The organism is Nocardia sp. NPDC052316, assembly GCF_044547795.1.
In the GTDB taxonomy this organism is placed as follows: Bacteria; Actinomycetota; Actinomycetes; order Mycobacteriales; family Mycobacteriaceae; genus Nocardia.
The window spans coordinates 1017480-1032300 of the sequence record NZ_JBIUBB010000004.1 but is presented as its reverse complement, the minus strand read 5'-3'; the positions used below and the strand labels follow the sequence as shown (position 1 = coordinate 1032300).

14 protein-coding genes are annotated in these 14821 nt (G+C 67.1%); 9 read left to right on the top strand and 5 right to left on the bottom strand.

All coding sequences use genetic code 11. The features are described 5' to 3' along the window. Positions 1 to 885 carry an arginase family protein gene (locus tag ACIHA7_RS23170; RefSeq protein ID WP_397292996.1) on the bottom strand — a complete coding sequence of 295 codons (885 nt, stop codon included), beginning with the start codon at positions 883 to 885 and terminating at the stop codon, positions 1 to 3. A gap of 252 nt (positions 886 to 1137) precedes the next feature. On the opposite strand from ACIHA7_RS23170, the gene ACIHA7_RS23165 reads away from it, so the two are divergent. From ACIHA7_RS23165 to ACIHA7_RS23150, 4 genes are all read left to right on the top strand, one after another. Continuing rightward, positions 1138 to 2415, top strand: coding sequence for an extracellular solute-binding protein (locus tag ACIHA7_RS23165; RefSeq protein ID WP_397292995.1), 1278 nt, complete (start codon positions 1138 to 1140; stop codon positions 2413 to 2415). Positions 2416 to 2421: 6 nt separating this feature from the next. Then, a complete protein-coding gene (locus tag ACIHA7_RS23160; RefSeq protein WP_397292994.1) occupies positions 2422 to 3381 on the top strand; it encodes a carbohydrate ABC transporter permease in 960 nt (319 codons plus the stop codon). After that, positions 3372 to 4241 (top strand): carbohydrate ABC transporter permease, encoded by an 870-nt coding sequence (locus ACIHA7_RS23155; RefSeq protein WP_199856769.1) that lies wholly within the window; start codon positions 3372 to 3374, stop codon positions 4239 to 4241. The genes ACIHA7_RS23160 and ACIHA7_RS23155 overlap by 10 nt, the downstream gene beginning before the upstream one ends. A gap of 83 nt (positions 4242 to 4324) precedes the next feature. Beyond that, the gene (locus tag ACIHA7_RS23150; RefSeq protein WP_397292993.1) at positions 4325 to 5671 is read left to right on the top strand and encodes a beta-N-acetylhexosaminidase; all 1347 of its coding nucleotides are present in this window, start codon (positions 4325 to 4327) and stop codon (positions 5669 to 5671) included. Between the two features lie 101 nt (positions 5672 to 5772). Here the strand turns inward: ACIHA7_RS23150 and ACIHA7_RS23145 are convergent, their stop codons facing one another. From ACIHA7_RS23145 to ACIHA7_RS23135, 3 genes are all read right to left on the bottom strand, one after another. Then, the gene (locus tag ACIHA7_RS23145; RefSeq protein ID WP_397292992.1) at positions 5773 to 6315 is read right to left on the bottom strand and encodes a GrpB family protein; all 543 of its coding nucleotides are present in this window, start codon (positions 6313 to 6315) and stop codon (positions 5773 to 5775) included. Positions 6316 to 6495: 180 nt separating this feature from the next. Beyond that, positions 6496 to 7155: a DUF4360 domain-containing protein gene (locus ACIHA7_RS23140; protein ID WP_397292991.1), complete on the bottom strand. Its 660-nt coding sequence runs from the start codon at positions 7153 to 7155 to the stop codon at positions 6496 to 6498. 196 nt (positions 7156 to 7351) lie between these two features. Further along, positions 7352 to 8233, bottom strand: coding sequence for a phosphotransferase enzyme family protein (locus ACIHA7_RS23135; RefSeq protein ID WP_397292990.1), 882 nt, complete (start codon positions 8231 to 8233; stop codon positions 7352 to 7354). Between the two features lie 111 nt (positions 8234 to 8344). Here ACIHA7_RS23135 and ACIHA7_RS23130 point away from each other — a divergent pair, with 111 nt between their 5' ends. The 3 genes from ACIHA7_RS23130 (at position 8345) to ACIHA7_RS23120 (ending at position 10023) form a co-directional block, all read left to right on the top strand. After that, entirely contained in the window at positions 8345 to 8623 is a 279-nt protein-coding gene (locus ACIHA7_RS23130) for a hypothetical protein (RefSeq protein WP_397292989.1), read from the top strand. Then, positions 8623 to 8955 (top strand): ribbon-helix-helix protein, CopG family, encoded by a 333-nt coding sequence (locus ACIHA7_RS23125; RefSeq protein ID WP_397292988.1) that lies wholly within the window; start codon positions 8623 to 8625, stop codon positions 8953 to 8955. The genes ACIHA7_RS23130 and ACIHA7_RS23125 overlap by 1 nt, the downstream gene beginning before the upstream one ends. A 138-nt stretch (positions 8956 to 9093) precedes the next feature. Then, positions 9094 to 10023 (top strand): NAD-dependent epimerase/dehydratase family protein, encoded by a 930-nt coding sequence (locus ACIHA7_RS23120; protein ID WP_397292987.1) that lies wholly within the window; start codon positions 9094 to 9096, stop codon positions 10021 to 10023. Between the two features lies 1 nt (position 10024). On the opposite strand, the gene ACIHA7_RS23115 is transcribed toward ACIHA7_RS23120, so the two are convergent. Further along, complete coding sequence (locus tag ACIHA7_RS23115) at positions 10025 to 10867, bottom strand: EamA family transporter (RefSeq protein WP_397292986.1); 843 nt, start codon at positions 10865 to 10867, stop codon at positions 10025 to 10027. Positions 10868 to 11091: 224 nt separating this feature from the next. Between ACIHA7_RS23115 and ACIHA7_RS23110 the strand changes: the two genes are divergently transcribed. Both ACIHA7_RS23110 and ACIHA7_RS23105 read left to right on the top strand, forming a co-directional pair. Then, positions 11092 to 13392 carry a GH92 family glycosyl hydrolase gene (locus ACIHA7_RS23110; protein WP_397292985.1) on the top strand — a complete coding sequence of 767 codons (2301 nt, stop codon included), beginning with the start codon at positions 11092 to 11094 and terminating at the stop codon, positions 13390 to 13392. 70 nt (positions 13393 to 13462) lie between these two features. Continuing rightward, entirely contained in the window at positions 13463 to 14797 is a 1335-nt protein-coding gene (locus ACIHA7_RS23105; RefSeq protein WP_397292984.1) for a M14 family zinc carboxypeptidase, read from the top strand. The last annotated feature ends 24 nt before the right edge of the window (positions 14798 to 14821 follow it).

Below are 14821 nucleotides of genomic sequence, written 5' to 3'. Positions count from 1 at the left end.
TCAAGCCATGTCCGGGGTTTCGGCCAGGGCGTCCGCGAGATAGCTCACGATACGTTGGGCCTGCCGACCATCCGCGTCGAGTTCGGGGTTGAAGATCGTCAATGTCATTCCGACACAACCGGGTTGGATGGCTGCGCCGGTGATGGCGACGAGGTCCGGCCAGTCCAGGCCGCCGGGTTGCGGGTAGTCCACGGCCGGCATCGCCGCGGTGGTCAGCACGTCCAGGTCGACGTGCAACCACCATGGATAGCCGCGGCGACGGAACCGACCGACGGCGACTTCCGTGGGAACAGCGGATTTTCCACGCAGCTCTCGGTCGGTGAGCAGCGCGATGGTGGAGACGAGCGACGGCACGTCGGCGGCGTGCAACTCTGCCGCGTCGCGGGGGCCGAGGGCCACGACCCGGGTGGGGTCGAGGGTGGGCAGCTGAACCGCCAGCTCGGCAGGCAGGTCGGCGGGCGCCAGCATCAGGCCGAGTTCACAGTCGGCCGCTTCGCCGGTGGTGCTGTGGTCCGGCGGCCACGCGTCCTCGTGTCCGTCGACGAAGACCAGTGCGACGTCACCGAGTGCGTCCTCGGCACCGCGCAGGGCACCGAGCAGGACGGGGCAGTCGCCGCCGAGTACCAGCGGGAACTCCCCCGCCGCAACAGTTTCGAGCACCGCGGTGCGGAGGGAAGTCGTCGTGACGGTGAGGGATTCCTGGGACAGCAGGGCACTCGCCGGGTCTCGCGTCGGCCGGGGCGTACCGACCTCGATGTCACCGAGGTCGCGGACGTCGGGACGGCGGGTTCGTAATGCGCCGAGCAGTCCGGCTTCTCGCAACTCGGCAGGCGCGTTCGCCACGCCGCCGGTGGTACCCGCGGAGTTGAACGGTGCCCCGATCACGGTCAGCAGTGTCGGCCCTCCTCCCGCGCGGCGACTCGGCCACTACCGACGATAGACCCCGGCCCGCTTACCGGAGGCAAACTTCCGCCGGGAGTTACCGCTGCGATGCGCGTCACATTCGCCTATTGAATGTGACCCAGCTTGGTGCTAAACATTGTGGCACGCAACGCAATACACGTTGCACTATATGCAACGAGTGATGAATGGACCGAAGATTTGATGCTGCACCGTGAATTCCGGTCGGGCGGGGCCGTGCGACGCGCACTGACGCTCGGAGCCGCACTGTTCCTGCTCGCCGGGTGCGCGCCGGTGCAGTCCGGCCCGGCGGGCTCGGGTGGTGACGAGAAGACCGGCACCGTCCGGGTCTGGCTTTTCGACGAGGCGAACCGCGCGCCGAAGGAAGCGGTGGTCAACGAGGCGATCGCCGAGTTCGAGTCGGCGCGGCCGGGGGTCGAGGTCGACGTACAATGGGTGCCGGTGGCCGCGCGCGCCGAGAAGTTCACCGGCGCCTTCAACGACCCGGCCAGCGCGCCCGATCTCGCCGAGTTCGGCAATACCGATCTCGCCGGATACGCCGTCACCGGAGCCTTCGCCGATCTCAGTGCGGATCTCGCGGCGTGGCCGGAGGGCAAGGACATCGACCCGTCGGTCCTGGAGACCGCGAAATCCGGCGGAAAGGTCTACGGGCTGCCGTGGTACACCGGCATTCGCGCGCTGTACTACCGCACCGACATCTTCGCGGAACTGGGCTTGCGTCCGCCGACGACACTGGCCGAGCTCACCGACACCGCACGCCGTGTCCGCGCGAAACGCCCTGACCTGTACGGCATTTCGGTCGGCGGCAAGTACACCTACGCCATGCTGCCGTTCCTCTGGGCGCACGGCGGCGAGATCGCCGAGAACGACGGCACGATGTGGAACGCCACCCTCAACGCCGACCGGGCGAAGGAGGGCATCACCCGCTACGCGGAGCTGATCAAGGACGACATCTGCCCGCCCGCGCAGTGCGCCGACTTCACCGGAACCCAGAGCGTGCAGGCCTTCGCGGGCGGCAAGGCCGCGATGACGATCGGCGGCGACTTCAGTCGCAAGGCCATGGATCAGGGTGCGTCCAAGGACAAGTACGCGGTGATCCCGCTGCCCGGCACCGAACCGGGCTCGGTCGCACCGGCCTTCGCGGGCGGCAACCTGCTCGGCGTCTTCCGCGCGAGCATGCGGCGCGGCCTCGCCACCGAGTTCGTCCAATTGCTCGGCAGCGCAAAGTATCAAGAAAAAATGTATCGGGCGATGGGGAACCTGCCGACGCTGACCGGTGTGCAGCGGCAGTTGGCGGCGAACGATCCCTTCCTCGCACCGTTCGTCGAGACGTTGCGTGCGGGAACGAAGTTCGTGCCGAGCACGCCGGCGTGGTCGACGATCGACAGCCAGAATCTGCTGCCGACCGCGGTGCAGCAGATCGCCACCGGGGCCAAGGAACCCTCGGCGGCGTTGAACGCGGCGGCTGCCGCGATGAACAAGGCATTCAGGTAGGCGCACATGGCAATCCAGGAAATACCGATCATCACCCCCGCACCGCGGCTCCCGGCAAAGCCGCGCCGCGTCAGGCGGGACACGCTCACCGCGTGGCTCTATCTAGCGCCTGCGGGGTTGTTGCTCGCCGCCGTGCTGATCTACCCGATCTATCAGATCGTGCTCATCTCGTTCTACGACTACGGCCAGGCACAGGCCACCGGCACCGCACCGCTGGAGTTCATCGGGCTCGGCAACTATCGAGAACTGCTCTCGGACAGCCAGTTCTGGCTGGTGCTGGCCAACACCTTCGTGTTCGGCGGGGTGTGTGTGGTCGGCGGGCTGGTGGTCGGCACGGCATTGGCGGTCCTCGCGACGCGCATCCGCGCGGTACCGCGGATGATTCTGTTTCTCGCGGCGCTCGGCGCGTGGGCGACGCCGGCCATGGCCGGGTCCTACGTCTGGCTCTTCCTGTTCGACGCCGACTTCGGCATCGTCAACGAGGCGCTGTCCGGCCTCGGGCTCCGTTCGATGGACGGGCACTCGTGGACCTTCGGCACGCTGAGCGCCTTCGGACTGGTTGCCGCCGAGGTGATCTGGTGCTCGTTCCCGTTCGTCATGGTGACCATGTACGCCGGCATCAAGGCCATCCCGGAGGAAGTACTGGAGGCCGCGGCGCTGGACGGCGCGTCGACGTGGCGGGCGGTGCGCTCGGTGATCCTGCCGATTCTGAAGCCCTTGCTGCTGATCGCGACGATCCAGTCGATCATCTGGGACTTCAAGATATTCACCCAGATCTATGTCATGACCAATGGCGGTGGTGTCGCCGGGCGCAACCTGGTGCTCAATGTCTACGCCTACCAAAAGGCCTTCGCCGGGCAGGAATACGGGCTCGGCTCAGCGATCGGAGTCCTGATGACGCTGTTGCTGTTGTCGATCACCGGGTTGTACGTCCGGTCCCAGCGCAGGAGCACACCATGGCAGTGAAAACGATGCCGCGCACACCGCGCAAGCCGGGACGGCTGGTCGCCGAGGTGGTCGCGGTGGTGATCGCCGGCTTCGTCGCCTTCCCGCTGTACTGGATGGCTTTGTCGGCCCTCAAGCCGCCGGGCGAGATCCAGTCGGCCGACCCGAGACCGTGGACCTTGGCGCCCAGCCTGGACAGTTTCACCCGGGTGCTGTCGATGAACGGTTTCGGACGGTTCTTCCTCAACAGCTTGCTGATCGCCGTTGTCGTAGTGTTCCTTTCGCTGTTGCTGTCGTTCCTGTCCGCAGTGGCCTTGACCCGCTTCCGGTTTCGCGGGCGGACGGTGCTGCTGGTGATGATCCTGGTGGCGCAGATGGTTCCCGTGGAAGCGCTGACGATTCCGCTGTTCTTCCTGATGCGCTCGGTCGGCGGTACGGTGCCGGCGTTGGGGCTCAACGAACTCGGCTCGATCATGCTGGTGGACCTGGTGTTCAGTCTGCCGCTGGCCATCTGGTTGCTGCGCGGGTTCGTCGCGGCGGTGCCGGTCGAGCTGGAGGAGGCGGCGAAACTCGATGGGGCGAGCCGGCTTCGGTTCGCCTGGCAGATCCTGTTGCCGCTCGTGGCGCCCGGACTGGTGTCGGTCAGCGTGCTGTCGTTCATCCACGCCTGGAACGACTTCCTGTTCGCCAAGACGTTCATCATCTCCAAAACCGAGAATCAGACGCTGCCGCAGGCGATCCTGGTGTTCTTCAAACCCGAGGACACCGATTGGGGCGCGGTGATGGCGGCCTCGACACTGATGACGATTCCGGCGCTGGTGCTGTTCGTGCTCGTGCAGCGCAAGCTGGTCTCCGGGCTCGGTGGGGCGGTGAAGGGCTGATGCCGGGCTTCGACACGCTACTTCCCCGGCCGGTTTCGGCTATCCCGCGACCCGGCGTCCGCGCGTGGCCCACGGAGGTGGACGTGCGCACCGATTCCGGCCTGCCGCCGGAGGGGTACCGGCTGGAGATCGCGACCGGCGGTATCACGCTCACCGCGGCCGACGACGCGGGCCGCAACCACGCGCAACAGACGCTGCGGCAACTCGCCGGGCCGGATGCGTTCCGGGCCGCGCCGATCGGAGTCGAGGGACACACCGTGCCGTGCGGGGTGATCGAGGATCATCCTCGGTTCCGTTGGCGCGGTTGCCTGCTCGACGTCGCCCGTAACTTCCGCACCAAAGCCGAAGTGCTGCGGTTCATCGACCTGCTCGCCGTGCACAAACTCAACGTGCTGCACCTGCACCTGACCGACGACCAGGGCTGGCGCATCGAGGTCCCCGAGTTCCCGAGGCTGACCGAGATCGGCTCGTGGCGTACCGGATCGATGGTCGGGCGGCATGACGGGCCCGAGCGTGACGGCCGGCCGCACGGCGGTTTCTACACCACCGACGACCTGCGCGAGATCGTCGCGTACGCGGCCGGACGGTCGATCACCGTGGTGCCGGAGATCGATGTGCCTGGTCATGCCCGCGCCGCGATCGCCGCCTACCCGGAGCTCGGTCCCGAACCCGAAACCAATTGGGAGGTATGGACTTCCTGGGGTATCAGCACGTCGCTGCTCGACCCCACCGCGCACACGCTCGATTTCTTCCGCCGGATCTTCGACCATGTGCTGTCGGTGTTCCCGTCGCCCGTCATCGGCATCGGCGGCGACGAGGTCCCCGGCGCGACGCCCGCGCACGCTCGCCTCGTCGCCGACCTCGCTACCTATCTGGCCGCCCGTGGCCGAAGGGCACTGGGCTGGGATGAGGTGCTCGACGCAGGCACGTTGCCGCCCATGGTGATCGGCGCCTGGCGGGACGCCACCGCGGCCACCCGTGCGGTCGCGGCGGGCCACGAGGTGGTGCTCTGCCCCGAGGACCACCTATACCTCGACCACCGCCAGTCGGATCACCCCGATGAACCGATCCCCGTGGGCTATCTCCGCACCCTGGAAGACGTGTACGGCTACGAGCCGCCGCTCGACGGGCCGCAAGTCTTGGGCATGCAAGCTCAGCTGTGGAGCGAGCACCTCGACACGGTGCGGCGCGTCGACTACGCCGCCTTCCCCCGGCTCTGTGCGGTCGCCGAGGTCGCGTGGAGTCCACCGGCCCGTAGTTACACCGAATTTTTGCCGCGGCTACGCGACCACCATCTCCCCCGCCTCGCGGCCCTCGGCGTCGAATACCGGCCGCTCGAAGGTCCCCTGCCCTGGCAAACTCGCCCGGACGTGCCCGCGACCGCCCACCGCCCCAACCACTTACCCGTCGCCGGCCGGGCGTCCGGCTAGCAATGCAGGACCGTGCCAGCGTTGGCGACCGCCACTTTTCGTAGACTTGCGTAGGCGTCTGCGTCGGCGCAATCTCGCGCGGTCGGCGTTGCGCTGCCTGTTCACTCAGGAGTCCAACCTATCGACTCCGCCCACGATTGCGCGCGCTGAGTAATCTCGGCGATCAATGGCCCCTTGGCGTCGGCATAGGCGTTCATGTCGGGCCAGTTTCGCTGCGCGAGTTGTCTTTTGAGCCGCTCGTAGGCGATCCGGTCACCGCCGTCGTGCCGCAGCCAGTCGCGGAAGAGGAGGTGGCGGCGTTCCCAGTCACTGCCGACGGTGACGATATGGACGTGCACGTCGCGCTGCACGGTTCTGACCATGCGGTGACCGGGCTCGCGGACACGAAGCTGGTAACCCGCCGCCAGCAGCGGGGGTAGATACCCGGCCTGGTCCTCGACCTCGGGCACGCTGAGGTCGATGTCGATGATCGGCTTGGCGGCGAGGCCGGGCACCGAGGTCGAGCCGATGTGGTCGATGCGGCGGGCCGTGAGGCCGAGTGCGCGGGCGATGCGCGCATGCTCTGCGGCGAAGCGCTGTGGCCAGGCGGGGTCGTAGTCGACGATGCGGATGTCCCGTTTCTCGACGCCACCGATGAGCTCCATCCCACTATCTTCGCGCGGGCACCGGGCCGCCGCCACGAGGGCCGGGAAAAGGTGGGACTTATTTCGGGCACGACACCAGACCGCTATCCGTAAAACAAAGCGCGAATAGCGGTCTGGTTCGATTCGAAGAGGTGTTCTGCGACTGAATGACGCTAAGTGGGGATCACTGTTGTCGGGCGATCAGCATTTCTTCCACGCGAAGTGATACGTCGTGTTGATCGCTCCGTCGACAGAATCCATGGTGATGAAACTGGTGGTCTTTTTCGGGTCCGACGTCCCGGCGTCCACCCGCAATTGGGTGTTGATGTTGAAATTGCGGAATTCACCACACGGCTTGTAGACGATCGCGCCGACCTCGGTCTTGTCGGTCACCTGCCAGTCGTCGTTCATGCCACCCTTGAACGTGTGGTCGACGAATTCCGTAGGCGAGTTGCCCTGGAAGTAGTACCTGGCCCGCTCCAGCGCCGTCGCCCCCTTCTCCAAGTGCGCGAAGCCACGGTAGTCGGCCTGCGCGATCCCGTAGGTGAAGCCTTGCGGGACATGGACATTCAGGTTGAGCTGGCAGTTCTTACGGAAGTCGGTCGGGCTCGCTCCCACACCGACCTGCGCGGTGTACGCACTGTAGGTGACAGTGAAGGCGGTGTTGTCGGGCGATACCGCGACCGCCGCGGTTCCCTGTGGGCAGCCGGTGCCATTGACGGTCACCACGTCGATGACAATCTTGTCGGGAGGAGTCGGCATGTCCCGACCGGGGCCAGGGGCTCCGGAAGCCGGCGAACCCGCCAGCGGAATAGCAAGCGCGAATATTGCTGCGCCGAGGATTGTTGCTTTTTTGTACATTTGGTGCCTCACAGTGCTCCGGGATCGGATGGAACTCACTGTAAGTCGTGCAAACCCACTCGCAGCTCCCCAACCGAAGTGGGGAAAATACGTAAATTACCCGCACGCTACATAATTGGCGGCCGACCCTCCGGATACCGACTCAGCCGTTGAATGTTGGAGTTTTCCGTGATCCCGACATTCCGGTCCGTTCGATTCACGGACGGAGCAGATGAAACGTATCCATACGCTTTCGGTGATACTCGAGATCATCCTCGTCGTGCTCGATGCCGCGCGCCACCGCGATGCCGAAATAGACTGCCTCCCTGCGCAATCGGTGCCGCATCAGTTGCGCGAGCGCGAAATCGTCCAGCTGCCCGGCCGTCCCGCCTGCGGCGTGGTAGTTGTCGACGAACTCGCGCGCGTCGGTGAGGTCACGCCCCAGTACGTCGGCGAATTCCAATGCGGCGGAAGCCAGCTCGACCTCCGGCGGGGCGACGAGCGCCTCGTCCCAGTCGAGCACGGCGGTGACATGACCGGCACGAGCCAGCAGATTGCCCTCGTAGTAGTCGCCGTGCAGGGGTTGCGGGCGGGCGGTTCTGCTGAACTCGGCCAGCCACCGGTCCAGGTCGGGATCCGGCAACTCCGGGGACGGCGCACCGTCGAGACCTATCTCGAGAAACGACTGCTTGGGTCGCGGCGGCGGTCGATGGTCGGCCAGCGCACGGTGCACGCGCGCCAAGAGCCGGGCCGCCTCGGCGAACTGCACCGGGTCCTCGCTGCTGGCCCACTGCCCCTCGATCAGTGGCCACACGGTGATCGGGCGGCCCGCCACCATCTGCACCGTCGATCCGTCCGCGCGCGGCAACGGCGCCACCGCCTCGGGCACCGTCCGAGCGGTGGCGACGGCAATGCTGTTGCACCATTCGACCTCGGCCGGGTCGCGATCCACTGCGCCGATCCGCACGACCACGTCACCGACGCGGTAGGCCGCGGACTCCTCGCCGCCGTGCAATCGCTCCCCGTCGCCCTTGTACCCCCATTCGGCGGCGACGGCGGCTCGGATGTCCTCGGTCAGCGGTAGGTCGACGTAGATCACGCATTACTTCTACCAGCGCGGCAGCTCGGGACGCAGCTGCATTTCGCGCCCGCGACGCGCTAGGCCCGCACCTATAGCCACCAGGCGTAATACGCGCGTATTATGCGGGGTGTGGGTTACGAGTGGCCTGATTGGGCGTTGGACATGCTCATCGGGGTCTCTCCGAACGAGGTGATGCAGGTGCTGACCAAGCAGCGACGATGGCCACGCCGCGGTCGCGGCAGTACGGGCATCGAGATGCTCACGATCTGGGGGCGCACGGCCGCGGGCCGCCCGCTGATCGTGGGCCTGCGCCAAGCCGAACCCTGGCAATGGCAGATCGTCGCCGCCCGACCGATGAGCCCGGAGCAAGTGGCCGAGTTCGAAAAGTGGGAACAGGAGAACCAGTGATGGGCGACAACGACTTCCCGGAAACCCCGCAGGGCGTGGACGAGTTGATGGACAGCCTCGTCTTCGACGACGCACCGGTGCGCGATGCCGACGTGCCGCCGCCGATGACGCCCGGCGAGGACATCATGGTGGTGCGCTCCCTGCGCCTCCCGCTCGACATGGACCAAGCCATCAAGGCCGAAGCCCAAGCCCGCGGCATCAGCATGAGCGAACTCATCCGCGACTGGCTCGCCGTCGAACTCGCCGCCCTCGCCGACGACCAACCCATCTCCCGCGCGGACGCGTTGCGCGCGCTCGCCGGCGTCCGGCCGATCCACCCACGCGCCAGCTGAACTTTCCGCTTCGAGCGGAGAGCCGCAGCTGGGCCGGCATCGAGGCTTACCCGAAGACCCGCGGCGCACGATTCACTACAGTGGCATTGCGCGCCTGGTCCACGACCTTACGGTGCAACGACTTCCGGAGGTCCTTCGATGAACGTGCTGGTACTTGGCGGATATGGAGCGGTCGGCGCGCACGTCGTGCGCTTGCTGCGCGCGGATGGTCTGACCGCGCTGGCCGCAGGCCGAGACCCGGCCCGAGCCGACGTAGTACTCGACCTGTCCGCTCCGGACAACCTCAGTGCCGCGCTGAACGACGTTGCCGCAGTGGTCAATTGCGCAGGCTCCGAGGATATCCGGCCTGCCGAGATATGCGCCGAACGCGGCATCCCCTTCCTGGATATCTCTGCCACGAGCGAATACGTGCAGAGCCTGGAGAAGATCGCAGGCCCGGTCGTCCTCGGTGTCGGTTTGGCCCCCGGCCTGACCACCCTGCTCGCCGTGGAAACCCTGGCGAACCACCGCGGCCCGGTCGATATCATGGTCGGCCTGGGATCCGGCGAGAAGCACGGCCCCGCCGCCACCGCCTGGACTTACGGCCTACTCGGCAAGCAATTTTCCGACCCCGACGGCACCAGCATCCGAAACTTCACCGGACCAACACGTTTCGAGACACCGAAAGAGTCCGGCTACAAACCCGCCGCGGCCCTGCGCGCCGACTTCGCCGACCAGCACCGCCTCACCCGAGAATTCGGGGTACCGGTCCGCACCTACCTACGTCTCGATTCTCGTTCGGCCACAGCGGGGCTCGCCCTGCTCACCCGAGCACCCGCGCTGAGTCCGCTTGCGCCGAAACGCATGCCGGGCAGCGACCGCTGGGTAGTACTCGTCCGCGCCTCGGACGGCTCGGCACGCTGGGCGGCGGGCCGTGGCCAATCCCTCGCCACCGCCGTGGTCACCGCCGCCGTCGTGCGGACGGTGGTGCACAGAACCCTCACCGCACCCACCTGGATCCACGAGATTCTCACTCTCACCGACCTGCGAGATACGCTGCGCGGCAACGCCATCCAGCTGGATAGCTGACTCAAGCGAGTGCGATGCCCGTAATGGCGGCAGCTGCCAGAACCAGCCCCACCACCTGTGTCCGACTCACGCGCTCCCGTAATACCGTGAGCCCGAGCACAACTGGAATGACGGGATAAAGCGCCGCGAGTACCACAGCGATCGCGAGCAGCTGCTGCCATGTGGCCCAGGTATAAAGCACGACTCCAGCCGTACCGAGCGCACCGGTACCGACCGCCCCGAGCAGTAACCGAGGATTCATCCGCAGCGACGCGTGCCCGCCCACCGCAAGCGGCAGGATGGCGAGCACCGAGGCGAACCGGCTGACAACCAGCGGCCACAACCCGGCCGCCGAGTCGATCCTGGCCAAAGCAATGAATTGCAAGGCGAACCCGGCCCCCGCGATCAGCCCATCGACGCTGCCGCCGCTGAGGCGATCGTCATCGTCGTCGCAAGACCGGGAGACCAACCACATCGCGGGCCCGGCGGCCGCGATCCCAGCCCAGCTCAGCAACGACGGCCGCTCCCCCAGCAACAACACACCTACCAGCACCGGCAACATCAACGCACCGACGTCACTCAACGGGACCACCACACTCAACCGTCCCCCGCTGACCCCGCGGTAAAGGAAGGTGACCCCGAGCCCGGTGCCGATCCCGGACAACGCTCCCCACGCCAACGCCGAGGCGGTCACGTGCGGCGCCGCGACCAACGGAACAGCAGCCAGAATCAACACACTCCCGCCGAGCTGCGCGTACAACGCCACCGCTGTGGCGTCGGCGCGACGAGAAAGCAGCGCGCTCAGAAAGTGCGTCGTGCCGAAACACACCGCCGAAGCCAACGCCAGTAGCTCTCCCACACCCATGATCGATACCTCCCGCCGTCGCGATCCAGCCCGCGCCCCGGCCCGATCTTGTACTGCTGCTGCGTAACCGGCCGCACGGTCTCGAAACCCCCGTGCAGCGCCCACCACCGGCGGCAAACAACGAATGCGCAGATCAGCGGCGTGTCGAACGTTCCGGCGAACCACCCGATGCCAAGATGGACCGGCACAGAGGCAACGTTGTCGCCAGCTCGCCGAGGAGAGGTATGTCGCGTCGCCGTCTTGCCGGCATCGTTGTCCCCCTGTTGCTCCCCTTCATTCCCGTTGCCGCCCATGCCGAGACGGCGGTCGATTCCAGCAGGTACGTGAACCCGTTCGTCGGGACCCAGGACGGCGGACCCGATTTCGGCCACGGCGGCGGCGCGGGCATGACCTTCCCCGGCGCGGTCGCACCGTTCGGCATGATGCAGTGGAGCCCGGACACCGTGCGTACCGCCGGCGGTGGCTACAAGTACGAGGACAACCGCCTCTACGGGTTCTCGATGACGCATATTTCCGGCCCCGGTTGTACCGGCGCGCAAGACTTTCCGGTGCTCCCGATCTCCGGCATCATCGGCCGGTCACCGGCCGTCGACGGCGCAGGCTACCTGCAAACCTTCGATCACGCGAACGAGCAGGCCGGCCCCGGCTATTACCGGGTCACCACCGACAGAGGCGTGCAGACCGAACTGACCGCCTCGACCAGGGCCGGCGTCGCCCGCTTCACCTTCCCCGAAGACAAGCCGGGCACGCTGCTGCTGGACGTCACCGGCTCGGTCAACGGCGTCGACGACGCCGAGATCACCCTCGACGGAAACACCGTCTCCGGCTGGGCACTCACCGGCGGATTCTGCGGCTCGCGCGGTCGCTACCGGGTCTACTTCCACGCCACCTTCGATCGCCCGTTCACCGCGTCGGGCAGCTGGCAGGACAACGTCATCAAGCCAGGCACGACCACCGCCCGTGGCGCGGCACCGACCCGGCGCACGAACTCCGGTGAGATCGCGAGCAACGGCCTCGGCGCCGGCCTCTTCCTGCAGTTCGACTCCGCCCAACCGGTGCAGATGCGCACCGGGCTGTCCTACGTGAGCCTCGACGGCGCCCGCGGCAACCTCGCCGCCGAGATCGGCCCCAAGGACTTCGACGCCGTCCGGGTGGACGCGCGCGAGGCCTGGCGGCGCAGGCTCGATCAGGTCCAGGTGAGCGGCGGTGACCAGGATCGTTTGCGCACCTTCTATTCCGCGCTGTACCACGTGTTCCTTCAGCCGTACATCTTCGACGACGTCGACGGCAACTACACCGGGTTCGACGGCAAGACACACCGGGTCCGCCCCGGCCACCACTACTACGCCACCTTCTCCGGCTGGGACATCTACCGCAGCGAGACCCAGCTGCTCGCCTGGCTCGCCCCCGATGTCGCCTCCGACATCGCCCAGTCGATGTACGACAACGCGCACGTTCTCGGCGACGTGTGGGACCGCTGGTCGCATCAGAACACCGTCACCGGGGTGATGAACGGCGACCCGTACCACTCGATCATCGCCAGCACCTACGCCTTCGGCGCACGCGATTTCGACGCCGAGGCGGCGCTCGCGTCGATGGTCGCGGGCGCCGAACGCATCGGCGAGAAGTCCGGCTACACCGAACGCCCTGCCAACGAGCACTACCAGCGGTTGGGTTGGGTGCCCGGCCAGGTGTCGGACACCCTCGAGTACAACATCGCCGACTTCGGCATCGCCCAGCTGGCGCACCGGCTCGGCGAGCGCGCCGTCCATGACAAGTTCCTGCGCAGCTCCCAAGGCTGGCAGCACCTGTACAACCCCCTCACGCGATGGCTGCAACCGCGTTCGGCCGAAGGCATCTTCAACCCCTTCTTCAACGAGGCAGGCACCGACGGATACGTCGAAGGCAATGGCGCGCAATACCATTGGATGACCTTCCACAACGTTCGCGCCCTCTTCGACATGATGGGCGGCAACGCCGAGGCGACCGGACGGCTGGACACCTTCTTCGCCCAGCTGAACGCGGGCCCGCACGCCCCCTATGCGTACCTCGGCAACGAGCCGACGCTGCAAACGCCGTGGCTGTACGCCTGGGCCGGACTCCCCTCCCGGACCCAGGACGTGGTCCGGCGCGCCCGCACCGAACTGTTCGGCCCGACGCCGAACGGCCTGGCGGGCAACGACGATCTCGGCACCATGTCGGCCTGGTATGTCTGGGCCTCGCTCGGCCTCTACCCCGTAATCCCCGGCCGCGCCGAGCTTTTCGTGCACGGACCGGCCTTTCCGAAGGCCGAGATCCGCCGCTCGTCCGGCGAGCGGATCACCATCAGCGCACCCGAAGCCGGCGATGCCGCCCCGTATATTCGCGCACTGCGGGTCAACGGCGCGGACACCACGAAGGCTTGGATACCCGAATCCTTCGCGCTGTCCGGCGGCCGCCTCGACTTCACCATGGGCGCCGAACCGGACGCACGGTTCGGCACCGCCGCGGCCGACACACCGCCCTCCTTCGGTGTGCCCCGCTAGCGGCAAACCGACCCATTCGCCGCCGACCGCGCCCACTATTGATGAGGGCGGAGGATGAGGTTATTCGGCGGTGGATGAGGTCAGCGAAATCGTCGGCGTGGTCGAGCGGATCGACACGTTTCCGACGGTGGACGAATTGAACGAGTACGTCGACGAGCTCGCCGGCGCGCTGCCGGATCGGGTGACGGTCGCCGAGATCGGCAGATCGCGTGGGGGCGATCCGATCCGGGGGGTGCGGGTCGGCGCGGGCGCCCCGCAGGTGGTGATCATCGGGAATCCGCATCCGAACGAGCCGATCGGCATGGCGACGATCCGCCACCTGCTCGGCAGGCTGACCAGGACCGACGCGCAAACCGTCGGCGCTACCTGGCATTTCCTGCTGTGCCTCGATCCCGACGGGACGCGGCTGAACGAAGGGTGGTTCGCCGGTACGCGCACCAGATCCGGCGTCGCGCGCGGTTTCTACCGCCCGCCCGCGGCCGAGCAGCCGGAGTGGTGCTTTCCGATCAGCTGGCTCGGCAACGCGGTCGGCGCGCCGCTCCCGGAGACCATGGCGCTGATGGGCTTGATCGATCGGACCCGTCCCGCGCTGATCGTTTCGCTGCACAATGCCGATTTCGGCGGCGGGTTCTTCTACACCACCGGCGGGGATCGCGACTATTGGTCCGCGCTCACCGACCAGCTGACGGCGGCGGGCGTGCCCATTTACCAGGGGCCACCCGACGTGCCCGGCGCGCGCACCTGGGCGCCGGGCGTATTCGAGCTGCCGTCGTTCCAGCGGATCGCCGAGACCTTGACCGCCGAGGGCGTCGAGCCGCTGGCGATGATGTACGGCGGCGGCATTCGCGACTACGCGACGGTCCACGGGACCGAGCTGCTGGTGTGCGAGTTGCCGATGTGGGTGGACTCGCGGGTCACCGACGACACCCCGAGCGGGCTCTCGCTGGCGAGCGTGTTGTACTCCACCGCAACCGCTTACGATGAGGTCGCCGAGATCGTGAGCGGCGTGCTCGCTCGAATCTCCGGGCAGCTGACCGGACGGTCGCCGTTCGAGCGGGCACTGACCGATACGGTGCGCGCCCTGCGCGGCAACGCCATTGCCAGACGCTCCGCCACCGAGTCGCGCCCCGCCACCCGCGGTGAGGTCTTCATCGAGGAGTACGTGTGGGTCGGCGTCGCGCGCCTGCGCGCGGGCGGCATGCTGCTGCGCCTGCTCGACAACGAACCGCACTCCGAACACCTCGCCGCGGAGCGTGCTCGGTTCACCGCGATCTTCGAAAAGTGGTGCACCGACATCGAAACCAACGCCCCCGGACAGTCGATCCCGGTGCACCGCCTGGTCACGATCCAATCCATGGCGATCGTCACCGCTGTCACGCGCCTACGTGGCGGCCGGCCCGTCTGACACTCGGTGCGACAAGGGCGAATA